The organism is Oceanobacillus timonensis, from assembly GCF_900166635.1.
Classification (GTDB): domain Bacteria; phylum Bacillota; class Bacilli; order Bacillales; family Amphibacillaceae; genus Oceanobacillus; species Oceanobacillus timonensis.
In genome coordinates, this window is the sequence record NZ_LT800497.1 from 2,242,598 (window position 1) to 2,266,771 (window position 24,174).

The 24,174-nt window shown below is 40.0% G+C and carries 24 protein-coding genes and 2 other annotated features; of the genes, 19 read left to right on the forward strand and 5 right to left on the reverse strand.

Going from position 1 to position 24,174, the window contains the following annotated elements:
- Positions 1–4: 4 nt before the first annotated feature.
- The 3 genes from hemL to ysxE all read left to right on the forward strand — a co-directional run bounded on the left by hemL (position 5) and on the right by ysxE (position 3,849).
- Entirely contained in the window at positions 5–1,291 is a 1,287-nt protein-coding gene (gene hemL, locus B7E05_RS10910) for a glutamate-1-semialdehyde 2,1-aminomutase (protein ID WP_080874223.1), read from the forward strand.
- A 281-nt stretch (positions 1,292–1,572) separates the two neighbouring features.
- Positions 1,573–2,736, forward strand: a complete 1,164-nt coding sequence (gene spoVID, locus B7E05_RS10920; RefSeq protein ID WP_080874225.1) for a stage VI sporulation protein D — start codon at positions 1,573–1,575, stop codon at positions 2,734–2,736.
- 114 nt (positions 2,737–2,850) lie between these two features.
- Complete coding sequence (gene ysxE, locus B7E05_RS10925) at positions 2,851–3,849, forward strand: spore coat protein YsxE (protein ID WP_080874226.1); 999 nt, start codon at positions 2,851–2,853, stop codon at positions 3,847–3,849.
- Here the strand turns inward: ysxE and B7E05_RS10930 are convergent.
- Positions 3,846–4,034 carry a hypothetical protein gene (locus B7E05_RS10930; protein WP_080874227.1) on the reverse strand — a complete coding sequence of 63 codons (189 nt, stop codon included), beginning with the start codon at positions 4,032–4,034 and terminating at the stop codon, positions 3,846–3,848. The genes ysxE and B7E05_RS10930 overlap by 4 nt on opposite strands.
- A 205-nt stretch (positions 4,035–4,239) precedes the next feature.
- Positions 4,240–4,486: a binding site (T-box leader), on the forward strand.
- A gap of 71 nt (positions 4,487–4,557) precedes the next feature.
- Between B7E05_RS10930 and B7E05_RS10935 the strand changes: the two genes are divergently transcribed.
- Positions 4,558–7,203, forward strand: coding sequence for a valine--tRNA ligase (locus B7E05_RS10935; RefSeq protein WP_080874228.1), 2,646 nt, complete (start codon positions 4,558–4,560; stop codon positions 7,201–7,203).
- Between the two features lie 47 nt (positions 7,204–7,250).
- On the opposite strand, the gene B7E05_RS10940 is transcribed toward B7E05_RS10935, so the two are convergent.
- Both B7E05_RS10940 and B7E05_RS10945 read right to left on the reverse strand, forming a co-directional pair.
- A complete protein-coding gene (locus B7E05_RS10940) occupies positions 7,251–8,099 on the reverse strand; it encodes an ATP-grasp domain-containing protein (protein ID WP_080874229.1) in 849 nt (282 codons plus the stop codon).
- Positions 8,096–8,992, reverse strand: coding sequence for an ATP-grasp domain-containing protein (locus B7E05_RS10945; protein ID WP_143833219.1), 897 nt, complete (start codon positions 8,990–8,992; stop codon positions 8,096–8,098). Before B7E05_RS10945 ends, B7E05_RS10940 begins: the two co-directional genes overlap by 4 nt.
- Before the next feature lie 303 nt (positions 8,993–9,295).
- Between B7E05_RS10945 and B7E05_RS10950 the strand changes: the two genes are divergently transcribed.
- From B7E05_RS10950 to minD, 8 genes are all read left to right on the forward strand, one after another.
- Positions 9,296–10,552: a bifunctional folylpolyglutamate synthase/dihydrofolate synthase gene (locus B7E05_RS10950; RefSeq protein WP_080874230.1), complete on the forward strand. Its 1,257-nt coding sequence runs from the start codon at positions 9,296–9,298 to the stop codon at positions 10,550–10,552.
- Between the two features lie 124 nt (positions 10,553–10,676).
- A complete protein-coding gene (locus B7E05_RS10955; RefSeq protein ID WP_080874231.1) occupies positions 10,677–11,537 on the forward strand; it encodes an SPOR domain-containing protein in 861 nt (286 codons plus the stop codon).
- A 231-nt stretch (positions 11,538–11,768) separates the two neighbouring features.
- Entirely contained in the window at positions 11,769–12,455 is a 687-nt protein-coding gene (gene radC / locus B7E05_RS10960) for a RadC family protein (protein ID WP_080874232.1), read from the forward strand.
- A gap of 190 nt (positions 12,456–12,645) precedes the next feature.
- Positions 12,646–13,686 (forward strand): rod shape-determining protein, encoded by a 1,041-nt coding sequence (locus B7E05_RS10965; RefSeq protein WP_080874233.1) that lies wholly within the window; start codon positions 12,646–12,648, stop codon positions 13,684–13,686.
- Between the two features lie 12 nt (positions 13,687–13,698).
- Positions 13,699–14,583, forward strand: coding sequence for a rod shape-determining protein MreC (gene mreC, locus B7E05_RS10970; RefSeq protein WP_080874234.1), 885 nt, complete (start codon positions 13,699–13,701; stop codon positions 14,581–14,583).
- On the forward strand, positions 14,580–15,104 hold the full coding sequence (gene mreD, locus B7E05_RS10975; RefSeq protein ID WP_080874235.1) for a rod shape-determining protein MreD: 525 nt from the start codon (positions 14,580–14,582) through the stop codon (positions 15,102–15,104). The genes mreC and mreD overlap by 4 nt, the downstream gene beginning before the upstream one ends.
- 113 nt (positions 15,105–15,217) lie before the next feature.
- Complete coding sequence (gene minC / locus B7E05_RS10980; protein WP_080874236.1) at positions 15,218–15,904, forward strand: septum site-determining protein MinC; 687 nt, start codon at positions 15,218–15,220, stop codon at positions 15,902–15,904.
- Positions 15,897–16,691 carry a septum site-determining protein MinD gene (gene minD / locus B7E05_RS10985; protein ID WP_080874237.1) on the forward strand — a complete coding sequence of 265 codons (795 nt, stop codon included), beginning with the start codon at positions 15,897–15,899 and terminating at the stop codon, positions 16,689–16,691. Before minC ends, minD begins: the two co-directional genes overlap by 8 nt.
- Before the next feature lie 90 nt (positions 16,692–16,781).
- Here minD and B7E05_RS10990 read toward each other — a convergent pair whose 3' ends face one another.
- Complete coding sequence (locus tag B7E05_RS10990; protein WP_245833073.1) at positions 16,782–17,651, reverse strand: M50 family metallopeptidase; 870 nt, start codon at positions 17,649–17,651, stop codon at positions 16,782–16,784.
- A complete protein-coding gene (locus B7E05_RS10995; protein WP_080874238.1) occupies positions 17,632–18,414 on the reverse strand; it encodes a M23 family metallopeptidase in 783 nt (260 codons plus the stop codon). Before B7E05_RS10995 ends, B7E05_RS10990 begins: the two co-directional genes overlap by 20 nt.
- 219 nt (positions 18,415–18,633) lie before the next feature.
- Positions 18,634–18,708, forward strand: a sequence feature (ribosomal protein L21 leader region).
- A 15-nt stretch (positions 18,709–18,723) separates the two neighbouring features.
- Between B7E05_RS10995 and rplU the strand changes: the two genes are divergently transcribed.
- From rplU to safA, 7 genes are all read left to right on the forward strand, one after another.
- Complete coding sequence (gene rplU / locus B7E05_RS11000; RefSeq protein ID WP_080874239.1) at positions 18,724–19,032, forward strand: 50S ribosomal protein L21; 309 nt, start codon at positions 18,724–18,726, stop codon at positions 19,030–19,032.
- 17 nt (positions 19,033–19,049) lie between these two features.
- Positions 19,050–19,382, forward strand: a complete 333-nt coding sequence (locus B7E05_RS11005; RefSeq protein ID WP_080874240.1) for a ribosomal-processing cysteine protease Prp — start codon at positions 19,050–19,052, stop codon at positions 19,380–19,382.
- Positions 19,383–19,396: 14 nt separating this feature from the next.
- Positions 19,397–19,687: a 50S ribosomal protein L27 gene (gene rpmA / locus B7E05_RS11010; protein ID WP_080874241.1), complete on the forward strand. Its 291-nt coding sequence runs from the start codon at positions 19,397–19,399 to the stop codon at positions 19,685–19,687.
- Positions 19,688–19,911: 224 nt separating this feature from the next.
- Entirely contained in the window at positions 19,912–20,439 is a 528-nt protein-coding gene (locus B7E05_RS11015) for a Spo0B domain-containing protein (protein ID WP_080874242.1), read from the forward strand.
- Between the two features lie 2 nt (positions 20,440–20,441).
- Positions 20,442–21,722, forward strand: coding sequence for a GTPase ObgE (gene obgE / locus B7E05_RS11020; protein WP_080874243.1), 1,281 nt, complete (start codon positions 20,442–20,444; stop codon positions 21,720–21,722).
- A gap of 46 nt (positions 21,723–21,768) precedes the next feature.
- Complete coding sequence (pheA, locus tag B7E05_RS11025) at positions 21,769–22,623, forward strand: prephenate dehydratase (protein ID WP_080874244.1); 855 nt, start codon at positions 21,769–21,771, stop codon at positions 22,621–22,623.
- Positions 22,624–22,917: 294 nt separating this feature from the next.
- On the forward strand, positions 22,918–24,120 hold the full coding sequence (safA, locus tag B7E05_RS11030; protein ID WP_143833220.1) for a SafA/ExsA family spore coat assembly protein: 1,203 nt from the start codon (positions 22,918–22,920) through the stop codon (positions 24,118–24,120).
- Positions 24,121–24,174: the final 54 nt, after the last annotated feature.

Here is a 24,174-nt window from a genome sequence, read left to right on the forward strand (position 1 = left end):
GAGCATGGTAAACACAAGATCAGTAGATGCATACAAAGAAGCGGTTGATTTAATGCCTGGCGGAGTAAACTCTCCGGTACGTGCATTTAAATCAGTGGGGCTTGATCCGATTTTTATGGATAAAGGAAAAGGTTCTAAAATTACCGATATTGACGGTAATACGTATATTGATTATGTATTAAGCTGGGGACCGTTAATTTTAGGACATGCCGATGAGCGTGTGACAGAAAGCCTAAAGGAAGTTGTAGAGAAAGGGACAAGTTTGGGGACGGGAACCCTGATGGAAAACCAGTTGGCAAAAATGGTGATCGACCGTGTGCCATCGATTGAAATGGTACGGATGGTGAACTCTGGTACAGAAGCAACGATGAGTGCGATTCGTCTGGCGCGTGGTTATACCAATAGAGATTTGATTGTTAAATTCGAAGGAAGCTATCATGGTCATGGGGATTCCCTGCTGATTAAAGCTGGTTCCGGAGTAGCAACACTCGGTCTTCCGGACAGTCCCGGCGTTCCGGCAAATATCGCAAAAAATACCATTACCGTTCCTTATAACGATGCAGAAAGTCTGAAGCTTGCTTTTGAACAGTACGGTGACCAAATCGCAGCTGTTATTATGGAACCTGTATGCGGCAATATGGGCGTTGTACCTCCAAAAGAAGGGTTCTTACAAAATGTACGCGATATAACAGAACAATATGGCTCTTTACTTATCTTTGATGAGGTGATGTCTGGTTTCCGCGTGGGTTATTACAGTGCGCAGGGACATTTTGACGTAACACCAGATTTAACCTGTCTGGGTAAAGTCATTGGCGGCGGTCTTCCTGTTGGTGCTTACGGCGGAAAACGGGAAATCATTGAACAGATTGCCCCGACTGGTCCGATTTATCAGGCTGGTACGTTATCTGGTAATCCGTTAGCCATGACAGCAGGGTATGAATCCTTAGCTGCATTAACGGAAGCGTCTTATGAAGAAATTAATAAAAAAGTAGACATGCTTACAGAAGGATTCCGCGAGGCGGCTGACAAATATGATATTCCGCTTCATATTAATCGTGCCGGTTCGATGGTCGGTGTATTTTTCACAGATCAGGAAGTTGTGGATTTTGAGACAGCACAGTCTTCTAATTTAGACTATTTTGCGCAATATTATCGCGCTATGATTGAAGAAGGCATATTCCTGCCGCCGTCTCAATTTGAAGGTTTATTCTTATCTATTGCCCATTCAGATGAAGACATTAAAAAAACAATTGAAGCGGTGCATACTGCATTTTCTAAGATTAAAAAATAATGATAAGTTCATTTAGGAAAAAGAAATCCAAACGGCGTTGTTTGGGTTTCTTTTTTTGGGTCAACATCAAAAACAATGATTGCAAGAAGTGATTACATATGGTCAAAAACATCCATGCAGTGTAGTGTTTTTCCGTAGCAGCCGCTATTCTTAAAATGTCAATTATCAACCATAGATGGTGGTGAAGCCCCCTTTTCTTCTTAGCATATTCTCTGCCTTTCCATCATATAAATGATAACGAATGATTCGCATCTGGACTGTTTGCGAGAGGAGGAATACATTTGTCCGCAGATTCTAATTCGTTTATTTTTGAACTGGAAGAATCGCTTTTTTTCGAAAAAGGACAGGAAGTAGAAGAAATCAGGGGCATTTCCATTGAACCGGAAATTACTATCGAATCATTAGATAACTATATCTCTATTCGCGGTAATATTGAGCTTCAAGGAGAATATCAAAAGGTACATTCAGGAGGTGAGGAAGAAGAAATTTTTGACTTTGACCAGATTCAAGCCAAACGTTATGTAGAAAGTATTCGAGAGGTGAATGGGCTATATGTATTTACTCATAAATTTCCAGTAGATATATCCGTCCCCCCTCATCGAGTAAAAAATATAGAGGATGTCACTGTACAAATTGAGTCCTTTGATTATCATTTATCCGATCTGGATAGTTTAAAAATAACTGCCGAGGTTGCGATTCAAGGTATTTTGGAAGATGAAGCATACCGTCCGGAAGAAGTGGATTCAGAGACAACAGAGGCGGATCAGGAACAAGTGGGAGAAACATTTTCATTTGAAATAGAACATCCGGAGGAAATGTTAACGCGTCATGAACAAACCACGTCAACAGAGCAGGAAACAACCGATGAAGAGCTGACATCAGCGGAGCAAATAACATCGGAAGAGGAGCCGGTATCTGAAGTACAAGATGATGATCCGGATCGATGGAAAATAAAATCACAACCTCTTTCTGAATATTTTCAATCTCTTTCAGAACCAACGTTTACGGAGGAAGAGACAGAAGAAGAGGCTGAATATCCGGAAGAAAAAATTTTGGACGTGAATGAGGCTGGAGAATCAGAATTGATAGATGACGTGGAAGAAATAGAAGAAGAAGCAGGCTGGAGCGGGACAGACGAGTCGGAACTCATTGATTATATAGAAGATACTGTCTATTCGGATACACCCCGGGAACAGGAAATCACGGACGTTGAAACGAAGGAACAGGAAGAGGAACGAACAGAAAGTGCTTCTATCTTATCGGAAATTTTCAGGGAAGCAGAAGAGAATCATTATACCAGTATGCGATTATGTATTGTTCAGGAGAACGATACCATTGATACGATAGCCGAGCGTTTTGCTGTCAGTCCGCTGCAATTAATCAAACATAACCAGTTAGATGCTGATTATGAAGTCAACGAAGGACAGCTGCTTTATATTCCGTAAAATAATCGATACAGATTCTGCACAAATAATGGATAAAATTATTTGTGCGGAAGTTTTACATAGCCTTACTTTATAAAATTTCAGGAAAAATGACGCCAGCGGGAGGTGAATGTGATGAATATATGGAAGAAAGTTCTGGAAGCATATCATATCTATCCAGTCAGTATAGAGAAACAGACAGAACGTGTTGTAAAAGTATTTGATGGGATGCAGGAATATGCATTGAAGCGGAGTTTTTTAACAGAACAAACCATAGAAGATTGGCAGCATATCTACCACATTGCCCGTGAAAAAAACGTGACGGAGATTTTACCCGTCTATTTAACCCGGGATAATACTTTTTTTCATAAGGAAGAGAATTTTTATTATTATTTAACACCCTGGATTGATTCGCCAGAAATGACGGATTCTACGTATCATATCGAACGAACATTGCAGACACTGGCACACATTCACAAAAAAACAAGGCAGACCAGCCGTATGAAATCAGATCAAATGAAAGCATCTTTTCAAGGTTTTTCTAACTTTTGTGAACAGTCCTTAGATCAGTTTCATGTGCGTGTCACAGATTATGAAAGCAGAAAATATATGTCTCCGTTTGAGCTTTTATATTGCACGCATTATAAAGGGGTTTGTCATGCTGTCAGTTTATTGCAGGAAAAGCTGGAACAAATTTACGGCGGGGAAGAAACGGAGATTTTATGGTCTGCAAGTTTATGCCATCAGCGGGTCGATGATACGCATTCCAAGGGCGGTTATTTAATTAACTGGGAAGCAGGAAGCTTGGAGCATCCGGCTCGTGATTTATCACATTATTTCCGGACGTTGACAGGTGCTTATAACCAGCCGGAGAAAACGATACAGCAAGCATTTACGGTTTACCAAAAAACAAATCATCTGACTGTAAAGGAAATGCAGCTTATTTCTGTTTATTTATTAAACCCCTCATCCTATTTAAGTGTACTCAAAAATTATACGGATCGCCGTACAAAGAAATCAATGGTAACACAGGTAAAGGAGTTGCAGCAGCAGTTCCGCCGTTTAGAGTTTGCAATGAATTGGGTCGATTTTATTCAGGAAACATATGAGTCTAAAGAGGAACAGCCAGACTAAATCCACTGCAGATAAAAAGCAATAACCAGACCAATTAATATAGCAAGTATTAAAATATCAAATGTTGTTGGTATGAGAAGGGTCCGGATAAGCTGAAAAATCATAATTGGCGTTACAACCGTTTCTGCGACAAAAATACATTTTCTAGCCCATGGTGGAAGGCGGTAACGATAAAAACGGGACATATTTTTTCTCCTCCTGTTTATTAAATGAAGTTAAACTTTTGGAATGGATATATTATGTTATGTATAAATGCTCGAAAAGTGTGTCAATAATATAGATACACTTTTTTATGTAGACTGGACAAACATCCATTTATCAGTAAATACAGGAGAATGTAGTTGACGTTCTTTAGAGGAACAGATAAAATAAATATTACTAGGAAAACATACGGATACGTTGAAGAGAAGTAGTAAAGAATAAACGCTCTTAAGAGAGGGAAATCATGCGGTGAAAATTTCCCGGGAAGGTTGTTCTTGAAGTCGTCTCGGATGTAGAATCTCTGAAAAAAGCAGTAGGAGGTTCCGGTTGTCAGCCGATATCCATGACCTTGAGTGTGCTTACTTCAAGCTATAACAGCTTTTATTTATAAGCAAACAAAGGTGGTACCACGGAAATATACCTTTTCGTCCTTTATTATAAGGATGAAAAGGTTTTTTTTACGTTTTCCGGGAAAGTTTTGTTATATGAACCAAGGAGGTTTTTAACATGTCAGACGAACAAAATCAGCTTCCTCCTAAATACAACCCGCAAGAAGTGGAAGCAGGAAGATATCAGTTTTGGTTAGATGGTCATTTTTTTGAGGCGAAAGATGACCCTGAGAAAGAGCCTTATTCGATTGTCATTCCGCCGCCAAACGTAACAGGGCGTCTGCATTTAGGGCATGCATGGGATACAACGATGCAGGATACGATAACGCGTATGAAGCGTATGCAGGGTTATGATGTGCTGTGGTTACCTGGAATGGACCATGCAGGAATTGCGACACAGGCAAAAGTAGAAGCAAGGTTAAAAGAAAAAGGAACCAGCCGTTATGAACTCGGACGCGAAAAGTTTCTGGAAACAGCATGGGAGTGGAAAGAGGAGTATGCCGACTTTATCCGTTCACAGTGGGAAAAGCTTGGACTCGGTTTGGATTATTCCCGTGAACGGTTTACGTTAGACGATGGTTTATCCGATGCGGTTCGGGAAGTATTTGTCCGTCTCTACGAAAAAGATTTGATTTATCGCGACGAATATATTATTAACTGGGATCCTTCGACGCAAACAGCGTTGTCTGATATTGAGGTAATTTATGAAGAAATTCCTGGTAAGTTTTATCATATGCGTTATCCTATCAAAGACAGTGATGAAACGATTGAGATTGCAACAACCCGTCCGGAAACCATGCTCGGGGATACAGCAGTTGCCGTACACCCCAAAGATGAGCGCTATCAGCATTTAATCGGTAAAACGGTCATCCTTCCGATTATAGGCAGAGAAATGGAAATCGTCGCCGATGAATATGTCGATATGGAACTTGGATCCGGAGCAGTTAAAATAACGCCTGCCCATGACCCGAATGACTTTGAAATCGGCAACCGCCATGATTTAGAGCGTGTGCTGATCATGCATGAAGACGGTACGATGAATGAAAATGCCGGCAAGTACCAGGGATTAGACCGTTTTGAATGCCGGAATCAAATCGTGAAGGACTTGCAGGACTTAGACGTTCTATTTGAAATCGAAGAACGTCCGCATCAGGTTGGCCATTCCGAAAGAAGCGGAGCAGTTGTTGAACCTTACTTATCTACACAATGGTTTGTCAACATGGGACCGCTGGCAGAATCAGCTTTAAAAATGCAGGATTCGCCGGAGGAAAAAGTAAACTTTGTGCCGGAGCGGTTTGAAAAAACCTATTTTAACTGGATGGATAATATCCGTGACTGGTGTATTTCCAGACAACTATGGTGGGGCCACCGGATTCCGGCCTGGTATCATAAAGAAACAGGAGAAATCTATGTAGGTAAAGAAGCCCCTGCTGATATGGAAAATTGGGAGCAGGATGAAGATGTATTGGACACTTGGTTCTCATCCGCTTTATGGCCGTTTTCTACCATGGGCTGGCCCAATGAAGAATCTGCTGACCTGAAACGTTATTTCCCTACGAATGTGTTAGTAACAGGCTATGATATTATTTTCTTCTGGGTATCCCGGATGATTTTCCAATCCAAAGAATTTATGGATGAACGTCCATTTGAGGATACGTTGCTGCATGGTTTAATCCGTGACGCAGAAGGAAGAAAAATGAGTAAATCCCTGGGGAATGGTGTAGATCCGATGGATGTCATTGATAAATATGGTGCCGATTCTCTGCGATATTTCTTAATGACGGGATCGACACCTGGTCAGGATTTGCGTTTCCACTGGGAAAGAATCGAATCTACTTGGAATTTTGCCAATAAAGTATGGAATGCGTCCCGTTTTTCTCTGATGAATATGGAAGGTTTTACGTATGAAAATATTGATTTAACAGGAGATTTAACGGTTGCTGACAGATGGATTTTATCTCGTTTAAATGAGACGATTGATCACGTAACAAGAAATGCAGATAAGTATGAATTTGGGGAAGCAGGAAGACATCTCTATAACTTTATTTGGGATGAATTCTGTGATTGGTATATTGAAATGGCAAAACTGACATTATATGGCGAAGACGAAACAAAGAAAAAGACAACACGTTCTGTCTTAGCACATGTTTTAGATCAGACAATGCGCATGCTGCATCCATTTATGCCGTTTATCACGGAGGAAATTTGGCAACAGCTTCCGCATGAAGGAGCTTCTATTACAGTCAGTGAATGGCCAAAAGTAAATCCGGCATTTGATGATAAAAAAGCAGTATCGGAAATGCAGCGCTTAGTTGCCATTATCAAATCCGTACGTAACAGCCGTGCAGAAGTGGATACGCCAATGTCTAAGCAGATTGAGATGCTTATTTCCGCTGAAAATGAAGCACTTGTGCAGGAATTAGAGAAAAATCGGGAATATCTAGAGCGTTTCTGTAACCCGAGTTCCTTGCAGATTGACACAGGTATGGTAGCGCCGGACAAAGCAATGACTTCTGTTGTCACTGGAGCGGAAATCTTCCTTCCATTAGAAGGTTTGATTGATTTTGATAAAGAAATCGCACGCTTAGAAAATGAACTCAGCAAATGGGATAAGGAAGTGGAAAGAGTACAGAAGAAACTTTCGAACCAAGGGTTTATCAGCAAAGCACCAGAAGCATTAGTAGAAGAAGAAAAACAAAAAGAAGCAGACTATCTGGATAAACAGGCGAAAGTAAAAGCCCGTTTACAAGAGTTGAAACAGTAATTTAAAAATAGCTATGCGGAAATGTTCGCATAGCTATTTTTTAGGTTTTAACGCAAATTTTTTTTGATAAAATGAACATATTTTTCCAAAAGATTGATCGTACTAAGCATACTCAACGTACGAGAGCCGACTGCATCTTCAACTTCATTAAAAATGAATTCTCCATCATGAGAGAACATGAAATCAATCCCGACCAGTCCGAAATCATAAGCATCTATCATCTTTTGAACCGTTCTTTTTTCAGTTTGACTTAACGTGTATAAAGAAGCCTTGCCTCCCAGGGAGTAATTAGCCCGAAAATCATTTGTGTTTTCACGTAAAACTGCTGCGATGATGTCTTTACCAATGACGAAGACCCGTAAATCCTTGCCAGGCTGAATATTTTTCGGAGATTGTACGACAAAGGCTTCTGTTGTACGTTGACAGTATGCTTCCCATTCTTTTAGATGATGAAGCATGATTACCTGACTTCCCCCTTTTCCTGCAGCTGTTTTAGCAACAAAAGGAAAATCCAGCGGCGGGGTGGAAGGCGTCAAATTTCCCGGGAAGTAATACGTTTCCGGTACAGGAATGCCCAGCTGCTGGACAGCAAGGTAGCCATAGGCTTTATGGTTAAATGTTTCTGAAATAGCAGGCTTATTAAATACGGCTATTCCCATTTGCTCCAACTGTTTATTCAAGAGCGGATCGATCGTCCGCACGACAGCGAAGTCAGCAGTTATTGCCCTTCCATTTGCATAGATAACCTGCTTATTATGATGAATACCAATAGAAATATCTTCTCTGCGTAATAAAACAAGATCGATAGACTGTTTTTGAGCTTCATCGATAAACCAGTCAATATAACTTTTATTTCGGATCGAATCCGATGTTGTGTAGATCAGCCATCCTTTCATCGGGAAAGCTCCTTTTTAATATAGGTTATCATGTCATCAGCAGCGTTGACTCCGGTACATTCATATAGATTGCGGATATGTGCATTGGCATTTATTTCACAAACCAGCAGTTCTTTATTTGGACCAAATAATAAATCCACACCGGCAAAGTCAGCTCCAATTGCTTTTGCTGCCTCAACAGCCAACTTTTCTGTCTTGTCATCAAGGGCAAATGGCAGCATTTTGCCTCCGTTTGTTACATTCGCCCGGAAATCTTTGTTATTTTGCCGCTCGACAGCAGTTACGGCCTTATCACCGACTACTTGCACGCGGATGTCCCGTCCTTTGCTCTCTTTTATATAACGCTGGAATACAAATGGACGTTGTTCCATCATTGGAATAATATTTGTTAATTGCTCGTGATCAGGAATGAAATGTACCTGCTCCCCAAAGGAGCCGAAAGCTTCTTTAACAATCAGAGGGAAGCCGAGGGTTTCTGTTACTTTCCGGATATAAGCGGAAGGCAGGTCTCCTCCATAATACTTTTTCGGAGCGATGATTGTTTCAGGAATAGGAATCTGCTGTTGACTGAGCGTTTGATATGTGTAAATTTTATCATCACTGATTTCAATCGCACGTGAAGAATTAAATACACGAACCCCGAGCTGTTCCAATTGTCTTGCTATATAAATATCTTTGTCTATAAAAAAAGCAAAATCAGGAAGCTTATCATTATTTGCGATAGATGACACCATGCCATTTTTCGGGCATAATAAAGTTAAAACCGCATCATTTTTTAAACAGACGGTTTGGATATGTTGTTTTTCTGCAGCTTCTGCAATCATATTGGCATAGTCCAGAAATTTATCTGTTGCGATACTTCCATTAATAATAATCCAACCTGTATAATTCAAATTAGAACATCCTTTCTCTATACAGTAAAACGGGATTTAACGGACACGATAAATCCGATGAAATCAACCAGGAGATGAAGTGTCCGCTTCCCATCAATGTTGTCAGGTTAATGAATTTTGTTAATTTCAATATAGATAGCAATAAAACTATCTAGCGTAGTGTTTTTCCGTAGCGGTCGTACTAACCTTATAACATTGGTTTTCTCATTTCCATAAAATGATTCTTTTGTATGTAAGAGGAGATTACGGACAATCATACTATGATACTCAGTATACGACGAATAGGTGAAGGAGGAAAGAGAGATGAATACAAACATCCATGATTTTTTTGAAAAACGTCAGCAGCTTGGTGTGCAGCCGGGATTAGATCGAATAGAGTCCCTGTTGGGTGCTTTTAATCATCCAGAGAAAACATTTACATCTATTCATATTGCTGGCACGAACGGAAAGGGATCCACGGCAACCTTTCTGCAAGCTGCATTAAGAGCAAACCGTTATCGGGTAGGAACCTTTACATCACCGACGCTGCATGGGTTGACCGGCTTTATTCTTCATAACGGGGAGCCCATTTCAGAGCGTGTCTTTTCGGAGCTATTCTATGAAATGGAACCGGTGATTGAACGAATGGATAAAGAAGGCAAGGCGCCAAGTCATTTTGAAATTATTACAGCATTGGCATTTTTATATTTTTCCCGAAACGTAGATATAGCTATTATAGAAGCTGGTATGGGCGGAAGAGAGGATACGACAAATGTGATTCATCCCATTTTATCCATTATTACGACAGTTTCCAAAGATCATACTGCTTTTTTGGGGGATACGATAAAAGAAATTGCTTCACATAAAGCTGGCATTATTAAGTCAAAGACCCCAATTATAACCGGTGTAGAAGGAGAAGGGCTGACTCCGATTATTCATGAAGCAAATAAAAAGCGAGCTGTTTTATATCGGTTTGGGATGGATTTTGTGGTGAATGATTTACAAATTGATGAATTTGAATGGAAAAATATCGCTTCCAGTTATCGTGTAAAACTACGAAGTATTGGTTTGCATCAACACCAAAATGCTTCCATAGCTATACAAGCTATAAAAGTGTTAAAAAACAGTTTTGGTCATTTGGATATGCGTATTGGGATTGAGGCAATCCAGAAAATAACCATACCAGGCAGAATGGAAAAAATACATGATAGTCCCTTTATTTTAGTGGATGCTGCGCATAATGAGGCGGGAATAAAAGCTTTTATTAAAACAGTGAGGGCGATTTATCCAAGAAGAAAAGTACAAGTACTGTTTGCTGCTTTTAAAGATAAAGATGTCCAAGCAATGCAGACATCGCTGACAGATGTGTTTCCGAATTTATATATAACCACTTTTGACCATCCCCGGGCCGCTTCTTTAACAGACTATCCGTTACAAGACAAAGGGGAACAGGTCGAGGACTGGCAAGCATGGTTAGAAGAACAAATAAAAACATCCATGGCACCGGTTTTAATCACCGGGTCCTTTCACTTTACGAGTTTGGTCCGTGCGTTTGTCAAGTCGATGAAAGATTCTAAATAGATATTGAAGGGTGTAACGATGAGAAAATTGTAGAACGATTATCAACGGAAGTGCCATGATTCGCCTTACTTTTTACATGAGCTGTGCTAGAGTAAAACAAAACTAGCATTGGAGGGCCGGATGGATGGCAAAACAGAAACCGCAAATAATCAAAGATACGAAAGGCAATTGGACATATAAAGTCCATACATCCTCCAAAGAAGATGATGCAGAAAGGGAATCAGCGGCAGCTGAGGAAAAAGAACAGACAGAAGTCGAATACAAATCGCTGGCGCCTGTTAACAGTCCGGTTAAAGGAAATCGAAAAAGAAATCATTTATGGAAGCCCATTTTAATCAGCGCAGGAAGTGCTATCCTTGTCGGTACAATCATGGGGTTTTTTCTTATTCGGATGTTTGGACAAGTAGACACACCAACAAGCACCGAGAATCCATCGCAAACAACACCAGCCGTCACACAAGCAGAACAAGAGGAAGCAAGTCCCGATACCGTTACGGCCTCGCTTGATCCATTAGAATCGTATATCCTGCAGGCTGGTGTTTTTTCTGAAGAGGAAAATGCGGAGTCATTAATCGCTGGCTTGACAGATTTAAATATACCGACTGCCTTTTTTGAAAGAGACGGGGAGTTTTTTCTGATGGCAGGGGTCACTCCATCAGAAGATACAGCAGAATCGCTTGCTGCATCCCTTTCTGATAATCAGGCAGAACTTTATGTGAAGGAATGGAACACACAGCCAAAAGAAATAGAAATGACCGAAGCAGAAAGGGATTGGATTACCGCATTTCAAGCATTTTTTGATGAGCAGCTTCATCAAACAGATCTCCATCAGCCAATTGCAGATGAAACAATCGCTGCTTTGGTGGATAAGGCTCCGGAATCTGGGGAGGCAATAGACGGATTGGTATCCCATTTAACAGAAATGCAGGGCGAACCATCTTTTTATCAATTGTTGAGCTGGATGAAAGCATATGAAGAATTATAGCGTGAATCATACCCCTCTTGGAATGTAAGCTTTCCAAGAGGGGTCTTATGTTGAGATAATAGAAATTTACATAAAATTTATTTTTATAAGGAAAAAACGATTGCAAATCAGGAATTTTATTGCAGGAAAAAGCCATTTTAACAGGTTAAATCGGTATAGAAATGCTTAATTATGAAGTGGTAAAAAATGCTTGGTATCGATATGATATAAATAAACGAAAGGCGGGATACCATGGGAAAACCAATTTTTATCCGGGATTTACCGACGGAAGACAGACCGAGAGAACGATTGCTGAAATATGGGGCAGACAAGTTGAGTAATCAGGAAATACTTTCTATTTTAATAGGAAGCGGCTCGAAAGATGACCCGGTTCAACTGCTGGCGGACCGTATTCTAATGCATTTTGAAGGAATCAAATTATTAAGAGATGCTACCGTGGAAGAATTAACTGCGATAAAAGGAATAGGCATTGCAAAAAGTTTAAATATATTGGCAGCAATTGAACTTGGGAAAAGAATCAGCAGTTATAAAGCGGTAGATGCCTATATTATCCGTTCTCCGGAAGATGGAGCAAATTATGTTATGGAAGAGATGCGCAATTTAGCGCAGGAGCATTTTGTAGCTCTTTTTTTAAATACCAAAAATCAAATTATTCATCGCCAAACCCTCTTTATCGGTTCGCTCAATGCCAGTATTGTACATCCTCGAGAACTGTTTCGTGAAGCGGTCAAACGATCGGCTGCTACGATATTAGTGTGTCATAATCACCCCTCTGGAGATCCGACCCCATCACAGGAAGATATCCTTGTTACCAAACGGCTTGTTGAATCCGGAAAAATAATTGGAATTGAAGTCATTGATCACTTGGTTATTGGAAATGAATGTTTTGTTTCATTAAAACAAAAAGGGTACTTATAAATACTATCTATTTTTAGTATTTTTTCGTATAATTGTATATGGTATTAATTTTCAGCGCCATTTTTCTTATTAATACAGAAGTGGCGCTTCTTAACATTGTATAATCAAGCTATTCGCTCCATAATGCGTGTTTATATATGAAAAGCTTAAATGAAAATGATTGAAACGAGAATGAGAGAGGATGAAAAAGATGGGGATGTTTAATTTTTCGCAGGATTTGGGGATTGATTTAGGGACAGCAAATACATTAGTCTATGTAAAAGGAAAAGGTGTTATTGTCCGGGAACCTTCTGTTGTTGCTAAGAATTTGGAGACAGGTGCCGTCGAGGCTGTTGGAAGTGATGCAAGAATGATGATTGGGCGTACGCCAGGGAATATTTCCGTTGTCCGTCCGATGAAAGATGGAGTTATTGCAGATTACGATACAACTTCTGTCATGATGAATTATTATATGAAAAAAGCGATGAAAAGCCGTTCGCTCTTTGCGAAGAAACCAAATGTCATGATTTGTGTCCCATCCGGTATTACCATGGTGGAGGAACGGGCAGTGATTGATGCAACAAAGCAGGCGGGCGCAAAAGAAGCCTATCCAATCGCAGAACCTTTTGCTGCGGCAATTGGAGCAGGATTGCCTGTTTGGGAGCCGACTGGAAGCATGATTGTTGATATTGGTGGAGGAACCACGGAAATAGCGGTTATTTCATTGGGAGGCATTGTAACAAGTAATTCGATTCGAACTGCAGGAGATGATCTGGATGAAGCCATTATCTCTTACATACGAAAAAATTATAACCTAATGATTGGAGAAAGATCCGCCGAATCGATTAAAATGGATATAGCAGCAGCGAAACAAGGCATTGTTGGAGAAGAAAGGGATATAAGAGGACGTGATTTGTTGACGGGACTGCCAAAAACCATTACAGTTACATCTGAAGAAATTTCTGGAGCTTTAGATGATAATGTCGATGCCATTGTCAATGCAGTCAAAACAACGTTAGAAAACACGCCGCCGGAATTATCCGCTGATATTATGGACCGTGGAATTGTCTTATCGGGAGGCGGAGCGCTTTTGGAAAATCTGGATAAAGTGATAAGTAATGAAACAAAAATTCCGGTTTTTGTTACAGATGAACCTTTAGAAAGTGTCGCCATTGGTACCGGAAAATCACTTGATTATATTGATCAATTCCGTTCAGCTCCAAGTGTGTCTTCACGCGTGTTAAATTATTAAGTAGGTGTTTGTATGAATTTTTTTCGAAGTAAGAAATTATTTATAATCCTTGTAGGATTCATTGTACTCGTTGTATTAATAGGGTATTCCCTGAATAACCGGGGGCATTTAAACTTTGCAGAAAAGATTGTCAGTGATGCAGTAGGCTGGGTTCAGAATGTTGCACAGGCTCCCGTAACGTTTGTTACCGATATTGCTTCTAATATCAGTGATTTTAAAACAACCTATGAAGAGAACCAAGTATTAAGAGAACAGTTATCGCAGCAAAAAGGGGTAGCATATGATTTGCAGCGGCTGGAAGAGGAGAACGAAGAATTACGTTCCATGATTGATATGACAGAAACATCCAGGGATTATGATCCAATCTATGCAACGGTTATTGCCCGTTCACCAGAACAATGGGTGGATCAAGTAACCATTAATCGCGGTGAAAACGACGGAATCGAGGAAAATATGGTTGTCCGCACAGCAGAAGGAATGATTGGAAAAGTCTTGCGTACATCAGAAGGAACGTCTACGGTGCAATTATTGACAGGATTTGATGAATTTAACCGTGTTTCTGCAACGGTATTAAGAGAAGATGACAGCGACATTTTTGGAATGATTGAAGGATTTGATGAAGAAACAGAGCGGTTGTTATTCCGCATTATTGAGGAATCAGATTCGGAAATCGAAGAAGGAGATACCGTTTATTCTTCCGAACTTGGCGGAGAATTTCCAGCAGGCATTACCATCGGCGAAGTGAGTGAAGTGGTTGCTGACCAATATGGTTTAACCAGAATCGCAATGGTTGAACCGGCAGCAGATTTATTTGACATCCGAAATGTGATTGTTGTCAACCGTTCTATTGACCAGCCCGAAGAGGAAGTGGAAGAAGAAGGGAATGACGAGTCTTGACTAGACGTGTGATATTCCCTGTCATTTTATTCGTTGTGATGGTATTGAGTGGAGTGGCCTTAGAACTGTTGCCCCCTCAGTTGTTAATGGGGTCCTATATGATTGTGCCGCACTGGCTGTTTGTGATACTTATTTATATTGCGATTTTCTATGACCGTAACGATACCTATTATGCTGTGTTATATGCCCTGATTTTTGGATTGCTTTTTGATATCGTGTATACAGGTGTTTTAGGGGCCTATATGTTTTCTTATGCGCTGGTTATATATATTGTCCGCGGTTTAAAGAAAATGCTGCAAGGAAATTTTTATGTGTTGTTAATCCTCTCAGCTTTTGGAATTGCTTTAGCTGATATTAGTATTTATACCATGTACACTGTTATTGGACTAGCAGATATGCCGGTAGAAGTCTATTTATTAAACCGGTTGGTGCCTACTATCCTTATGAATCTTTTATTCTTAGTAGTGATCTATCCGATAATAATAAAACCAATGCGAAAGTGGGGCAGAGAATTAACATAAGCTGACCGTTTGAAATGCTTCTATTCAGACGTATATTTATGAAAGGGCAGCAGACTCTGCTCAGTCAGCATCCTTGATTGGAGCTGACTGCTGAAAAAAGAGGTGAATAGATCGTGCAAGAAACCAAACCGACCATCACGATTAAAGGTACAAGAGATGGTTTGATTTTATTTATAGATGAAAATGCTTCTTTTGAAGAGATTGTACAAGATTTAATCAAAAAGCTGGAGGCCAGCAGTCCTAAAAAAGAAGAACCTATCGTTTCCGTCAAAGTAAAATTAGGGCACCGTTATTTAACGGATGAACAGCGCCATCAATTAAAAGAAATTATTGAAGAAAAGAACCGTTTTCAAATAGAAGCCATGGAGTCCGAAGTTATCCCAATTAAAGATGCCAAAACATGGCTGGATCAGAGTAAGTTAAAAGTAGTTAACCAGATTGTCAGATCTGGACAAGTATTGGAAACAGAAGGCGATTTACTTCTGATTGGTGATGTGAATCCCGGGGGCAGCGTAAGAGCCCGGGGGAACATCTATATTATGGGCAATTTACTGGGGATTGCACATGCCGGAACAGAGGGAGACCAGGAGGCTTTTATAGCTGCTTCTTATATGAAACCGGCACAGCTTCGAATTGCCGGATATATCAGTCGGGCACCTGATTATGAAGCTGATGGAGTATACATGGAATGCGGAATCATTGATCCGAATCAGGACAAGATTGTGATTGATTCAATCAAAATTCTTTCAAAACAGAGAAAGGTGATTAGCGCATTTGAGAGGAGAATGAATAATGGGTGAAGCGATTGTCATCACATCGGGGAAAGGCGGCGTTGGTAAAACAACCACATCTGCAAATATTGGTACAGCTCTGGCTCTAATGGACAAAAAAGTTTGTTTAATTGATACAGATATCGGCCTTCGTAACCTCGACGTCATAATGGGACTCGAAAATCGGATCATTTATGATATTGTTGATGTCATTCAAGGACGTTGCAAACTGCAGCAAGCTTTAATCAAAGATAAACGTTTTGATTATCTTTCCTTGCTTCCAGCTGCGCAAACAAGTGATAAGACATCCGTAACCTCTGATGGTATGAAGGAAATTATGACAGAATTAAAACAAGAATATGATTATATCATTATTGATTGTCCAGCCGGGATTGAACAAGGTTTTCAAAACGCCATTGCCGGCGCTGACAGAGCAATAGTTGTAACAACACCTGAAAATTCAAGTGTGCGGGATGCGGATCGGATTATCGGACTGATTGAAAAAGAAGATATGATAGAACCGCCAAGATTGGTTATTAACAGAATTCGCAATCATATGATGAAAAACGGTGATATGCTTGATGTGGACGATATTGTTCAGCTGCTGGCGATTGATTTAATCGGAATAGTAGCGGATGATGAAGAAATGATTAAAGCTTCTAATAAAGGGGAGCCGATTGCGTTGCATCCGAATTTTAAAGCATCGATCAGCTATCGAAATATAGCAAGAAGAATCTTAGGCGAAACCGTTCCGCTGCAGCCGCTCGAAGAAGAAAAAAGTTTTATGCAAAAGGTAAAAGCATTCTTTAAAATATAATAGCAGCTGTTCACCATAGTCTATATGTTTGATATTGGTGAATAAAAAACATCCGGTAGATTATTTGATGATTTACCGGATGTTTTTTAGTTAATATCCAGTAAAAGATTCTCCAATCGTTTTTCGATAAGGTCTTTCATTAAAGTAAAATGCTAAACATTCATTATCCTCCACAGAAACCCGTTCTTTGTCCGGGTATTCGATATAAATGGTATGTTTTTTTTCACGATGAAACCGGGCTAACACGTCTAAAAAGCTATCTTGAGATGATGCATAGATTGGTTTAATAGCTCGTACAAAATGACCGCCTTCGTATCTCTTTAAAAGAAAGCGGATAAAAACATAAAACCGATATTTCCACTCTTTCCGATTTTCATGTATTAAAAAAAGCCAGATAAGAAAACTGCTCAGCGTAAATGGAAAGAATAGAATCTGGGTCAAAATAATGACGGCGCAAATTGCCAATGAGGCAATAATCGTTGCGTAAAAAGCTTTTTTAAAGGTTAAGAAAGTAGTTAAAACCAGAAAAATGAGTTTTCCGCCATCCAACGGCCAAATGGGCAGCAGGTTAAACAGTAGAATAATGGTATTATAGTAGAAAATCAATGCATAATAATATTCCGGAATTATACCAAAGGAAGATATGCCATAAAGCAAACCATATATTAAAACTTGTACAAAAGGACCTGCCAGTATAACAATTGCTTCTTCACGTACAGGACGTGTGCCATGTTCATCTGTTTTCATAACTCCGCCAAATGCCCAAAGAATAATAGCGGAAATTCTCCATTTAAAAGCAGTAGCAGCAATATAATGTCCTAATTCATGAAGAAGGACAATACTGAAAATAATCGCCAGTTCAGTAAATGATCCTGTTAAAAAAGAAATGACAATAAATATCCATAAAATAGGATGTACATGAATAAGTTGCAATGCAGTTTTAAGGCTGTTGATCAACAAGAATCACCTGCTCAGGATCAATGTATTGGTTTTCCTGCTCAATGGAGAAAAAAACAGAAGTACTGTCATTTTCCGTTCCTGGAGTTCCAAGGACTTGGCCATTAGAAATATGCTGATATAAATGGACATCTATAGAATCTAAAAAGCCGTACTGTGTTGTCGTTCCATCCGCATGCTGAATTTTAACTGTTTTATCAGTGGAACGATCATTACCAGCGAATACAACAATTCCTTCCTGGACAGCTGCTACATTTTCTTCTCCTTCTGCGTCAATATAAATACCTTGACCATTTTCATGGAAGGATTCGGATATTGCCCCGTTAACAGGAAGGGAATCTCCATTTGTAGTAACCTCTTCTGCTGCCGGGTCAGGCCGGAAAGACAAAGGTGTACCAAACGCTTCCGAATACCATGCATTTACTTTTGCAAAAGGAAACTGGTTTGTTAAAGTGGAAGTTATCCATTCTTTGGGCTGGGTCATGAAAGGTTTATCAATTTCAGTAACGAACGCTGTCCCAAGAAAAAGGGAAACAGACAATAAAGCTTTCACAGCAATGCTCGTCATGCGAGAATTATTTTCAGGAATTGCTGTACTTGTATGGCTGGCGGACACAGAATGATAAAATCCATGCGATTCTTCCGTATCCGGTAATACATTACTTTGCAAATAATTATCTTGCTGGTATTGTTTTTTCTGGTTTAACCCTTTTGCTTTTTGCCGCATTTCAATGGTTTTACGGATTTTTTTAATGTTTTTATCCATACATCTCACAATCCTTTACAGCGTGGTGTAATTCATTCTATGTTGAACAAGCTATTTATATGATTACATATCAGAAAGACAGATATATAGAAATGGGACAGCATTCATTTTTTAATAAATAGTAAGACAAAAACAAATGTACTTGTTCAAAAAGGTTTTTAAAATGGTTGACAATGGAACCTGTAAAGTGATAAGATTTATCTGTTATTCTAAGTAGCACCCGTGCTACAACCGCGCAGAACAGGTCTTAAAACTGTTAAATGCAGTACCTGAATGGCGAGTCTGAGTTTAATGAGGAGGTGCATATATATGTACGCAATTATTGAAACTGGTGGTAAACAAGTTAAAGTAACGGAAGGACAAGAAGTCTACATTGAGAAAGTGGACAACGGAGTAGATGACACAGTAACTTTCGAAAAAGTCCTATTCGTTGGCGGAGACGATGTGAAAGTTGGTGCTCCATACGTTGATGGTGCATCTGTAACAGCAAAGGTTGAAAAACATGGCCGTCAAAAGAAAATTGATGTTGTGAAGTTCAAGCCTAAAAAGAACTACCATCGTAAACAAGGTCATCGTCAACCTTATACGAAGCTTGTTATCGACAAAATCAACTTATAAGGATTCTGTTGATCATCATGATTCAAATAACTGTTTTTCAATCAGATAATCACGTTACAGCATTTGAAGTCACTGGACATGCAGAGAGTGGTCCTTATGGATATGATCTTGTTTGTGCAGGTGTTTCAGCTGTAACATTTGGTGCTGTGAATGCAATGATGAAGCTATGTGAGACAGACCTCGATATTGATCAGGGAGCCGATGGCAGTGGTTATCTTGCTGTGAAGCTCCCACCGAATATAAGCTCTGATAAACTTGAAAAGATGCAATGGCTGGTTAAAGGAATGATTGTTTCTTTAGAAACCATTGAAGAGAGTTATGGCGAGCATGTTCAACTGAAATTTTCATAAGGAGGTGCATTTTCATGTTACGTCTTGATTTACAATTTTTCTCACAAAAAAAAGGTGCAGGTAGCACTAAAAACGGTCGTGATTCAGAATCAAAACGACTTGGTTCAAAACGTGCCGATGGTCAGTTTGTAACTGGTGGTTCTATCCTTTACCGTCAACGCGGTACAAAAGTTTATCCAGGTGAAAACGTTGGCCGTGGCGGAGATGATACACTTTTCGCTAAAACCGATGGTGTAGTAAAATTCGAACGCTTTGGCAGAGACCGTAAAAAAGTGAGTGTTTACCCTGAAGCTAAAGAAGCATAATGCTTGCATACGGTTTGTTCCATAAGAACACAGAAGGCTGTCGAGATTATATCTCGGCGGCCTTCTTTCATATTCCGGCTCTAACATATATGTTGGGCAGAGGGAGCAAGCAAACAATGGAAAGCATGCAAACTCCTGATTTCTTGTATGTTGTTGTATTCTTCCGTTTTCGACTTTTGATTTCCGCCATTTTCTGCTATACTCAACTTTAATGAGGTGAAGACATGGAGGAAAAGGAAACCGTTCGTTTACTACAAAAATACCGGCATGATTTAATGAACCGATTACAAATTGTTTCCGGTTATTTGAGTATGGAAAGAACAGATAAAGCGAAACAGCAATTAGACGAAGTGCTTCAGTATTATGAAGAGGAACGGAAACTGATGCGGTTGAATGCAGATACATTTATGATTTGGGTTTTACAATTTCAGGATGAATATCCTTCTTTCGCACTTACATACCATGTAGATTTGCTGGAAACTGCTGAAAAATCAATTGATGAGCAAGAACTTCTCTTCACTTGTGAAACACTTTTAGCTGTTTTAACAGAGGCTGCAGAAGCATTTCGTGTGTATGATCTCTTTCTCCACGTAGTTGAAAGAACAAACGATTGGAGCATTCGAATGAACATAAAAGATTTGGCAGTTGAAAATGCACCAGCAATAGAAAAGCGATATGGCATTTCTGTCACAATAGAAAAAGAACAAACAAGCTTTGAATGGAATATTGCAAAAGAAGAAAGAGGTGAATAGCCATGTTTGTCGATCAGGTCAGTGTCTATGTAAAAGCCGGTGATGGCGGAAATGGACTTGTAGCATACCGCCGGGAAAAATATGTTCCTAAAGGCGGACCTGCAGGTGGAGACGGTGGAAACGGTGCAGATATCGTCTTTAAAGTAGATGAAGGTTTAAATACATTAATGGATTTCCGCTACAATCGTCATTTTAAAGGGAAACGCGGCGAAAATGGAATGAGTCAGAACCAGCATGGGAAAAATGCAGCTGCCTATGTGATTCCTGTGCCGCCGGGAACGACTGTTTTAGATGAAGATACTGGCGAAGTGATTGCTGATTTAACTACGCACGACCAGGAGGCTATCATTGCTAAGGCCGGGCGTGGCGGAAGAGGCAATTCAAGGTTTGCCAATCCCCGTAATCCTGCACCGGATATGGCAGAAAATGGGGAACCGGGCCAGGAACGAAATATTAAAGTTGAATTAAAGCTGATTGCAGATGTGGGATTAGTAGGTTTTCCAAGTGTCGGTAAGTCCACATTATTATCTGTAGTCAGTGCAGCAAAACCCAAAGTGGCTGCCTACCATTTTACAACAGTTGCCCCAAATCTTGGTGTAGTGGACACTGGAGACCATCGCAGTTTTGTGATGGCGGATTTGCCGGGATTAATTGAAGGTGCTTCCCAAGGGGTGGGGCTTGGTTATCAGTTTTTACGCCATGTGGAACGTACCCGGGTCATTGTGCATGTGATTGATATGGCCGGAACAGAAGGACGCGACCCATATGAAGACTATATGAAAATTAATGAAGAACTTGCTGAGTATGATCAGACACTTTTGGACAGACCACAGATTATTGCGGCTAATAAAATGGACATGCCAGATGCTGAAGCTCATTTACATGCATTTAAAGAAAAACTGGGAGAAGAAATACCGATATATCAAATTTCAGCTGTTACAAAAGATGGTCTTAGAGACCTTTTATTTGCTGTAGCTGATAAACTGGAAGAAATACCAAAATATGAACCAGAGATAGAACAGGCAGATGAAACAGTCGTTTACCGTTATCAGAAGGAAGAAGATCCTTTCCATATAACAAGAGATCCGGATGGCGCTTATGTGCTGTACGGGCACCGGATTGAAACTTTGTTTAAAATGACAAACTTTCAGCATGATGAAGCAATTCAGCGTTTTTCCCGCCAGTTAAGAGGGATGGGCGTTGATAAAGCACTCCGTGAACGCGGGGCAAAAGACGGCGATACTGTCCGGCTGTTGGATTATGAATTCGAATTTATGGAATAGTTTTTGAAAACGAACTTGAAGCAGTTCTTGATCAGTTTAGGAGGAAATGAAGTTGACGAGTATTGGTTATTTAGGTCCTAAGGGAACATTTACAAAATTAGCAGTAGACGCAACCTTTAATGGGGAACATAAAGAAGCATTTAAGACCATTCCGGAATGTATTGATGCGGTAGATAATGGAGAAATTGATATCGGCGTTGTTCCGTTAGAAAATGCGATTGAGGGTACCGTGCAGTTAACGGTGGACTATTTGATTCATCAAGTACGCATCCCCGTAGTGGGAGAAATTGTTGTACCAATTGAGCAGCATTTACTTGTACGCGGAGATATTATCCACGATGTATCAGAAATAAAAGAGGTCCATTCACACAGCCATGCGATAGCACAATGTCATCAATATCTGCATCAGCATTTGAAGAATGCACAAATAGCCTTTACTTCTTCGACGGGAAGAGCAGCGGAAATAGTCAGCAGTTCGGATGAGCCGATTGCAGCGGTTGGGAATCGTTCTGCTGCTTCGGAGTATGGTCTGGAAATATTTAAAGAAAATATTCATGATTACCCTAATAATCATACGCGCTTTCTTGTTCTTTCCCACTATCCGGAGAAAGTTAAAATTAAAAGCGAACCTAAGGGAGATAAAACAACTCTTTTAATTACATTGCCAAGTGATAAGGCGGGGGCGCTGCATCAGATTCTCTCCGCTTTTGCGTGGCGTAAAATGAACTTATCCAAGATTGAATCCAGGCCTACGAAAACGGGATTAGGAAATTATTTCTTTATTATTGATGTGAATCAAGCATATGATGACGTTCTGCTTCCAGGTGCCAAGGCTGAGCTTGAAGCGCTTGGATGTCAGGTTACGATTCTTGGTTCATATTCTGTTTATGATATTTTATAAGTACCCGATGATTTACAACGAAGTCACACAATGATATTTCGAATAGATGAACAAAGAAAGCATGCTGATATGTATAAACGTACAGCATGCTTTCTTTTTTTATTCATTTTGAAAATTATTTTAACATTTGCAGAGCCTATTCGTATCTGCGGCCCTTTTATTCGGGACAGTTCCTTCATTTAACCTTTGCGACTTTTTGAACGTTCGCTGATATGCAACTTTTTTATTTTCATGCATATGATGATATAGAGCATTAGCCCATTTCAATTACGAAAGGGAAAGGAGTACGTTATTTTGAAAATACACATTGTGCAGCTTGGAGATACATTATGGAAATTGGCAGAGAAGTACAATGCTTCTTTTGAAGAATTAAAAAAGGTGAATGCACACTTGGCTAACCCGGAAAAGCTGATGCCTGGGATGAAAATAAAAATACCTGGATCCAAAAAGGCAGTGCAAACAAGTAAATCGAAAAAAGAACAACAAACAACGCCAGTGACGACGAAAAAAGAAGAAAGTCAACCACCGGCGAAAGAACAACAAAAAAAAGAGCAGAAAAAAGAACAACCCAAAGAGCAACCAAAAACGGAGCATCCATATAAACAAAAATCACAGACACCAATCGCTGTATTAACAGAGGATGATCAAAAAGAAAAGAAAAAAGAACAATTCGAAGCAGTGATGCCAAAAATGCCGCAAGCGCCGTCAATGCCGATTTTAGAAAAAGAAATGAAGAAAGAAAAGAAACAAGTAAAAATGGAAGAGCCCCCAAAGCCTGAGAAACCAAAGCAGGAAAAACATACGCCAGATCAGCAGAAGCAACCAACAAGTATACCATCACCATTGCCGCAACATGCTGAACAGCCGCAGCACCAAGGCGCGTTTGATTGTGAAACATATCAACAGCCGGCAGAGATGCCTTGTGAACCAGTTGCTTTTATTCCGCCAATGATGCCGGTATTTTACATGCCTTGTCCACCGATGCCGCAAATGCATCCCTATCCTGTGCAGCCAGGAATGCAACAAAGTTTTCCAATGATGCCACCGGCGGGGGATTGTGGTTGTGGCGGACAGAGTTATGTTCAGCCGGCACAAAGTCATTTTCAACAGATGCCTGCAGGATTTTATGAGGACCCATTCGGAATGCCGAATCAGCAGTTTCAGGAAATGACTAATCACCAACAACAATCTGTTAACGCGCCGAATCAGCAAACGTCTAACCCTGGGTCTTATAGAACGCATGGATCAGATAATCAAACAGCAACATCCAATCCAAATGCAGATAATGCGTCATTTTCATCTTATAAACCGAATCAGATGCCGACATCAGCATCTTTTATGAATGCACCAAGACAGTCACAAAATCCAGCTGGAAGCCAACGTTATTTCCAGCCTGATCATACAGCGTTATCCAATTCACCACAGGAGCAGCCATTTTATCCGAAACCGCCATTTTTTCCGGAACATCCCGATGAGAAACATGGTTCCGATTCATAAAGAATGTGTAAAAAATCCTTCCTGATCCATACTACAAGTATGAGGGAGGATTTT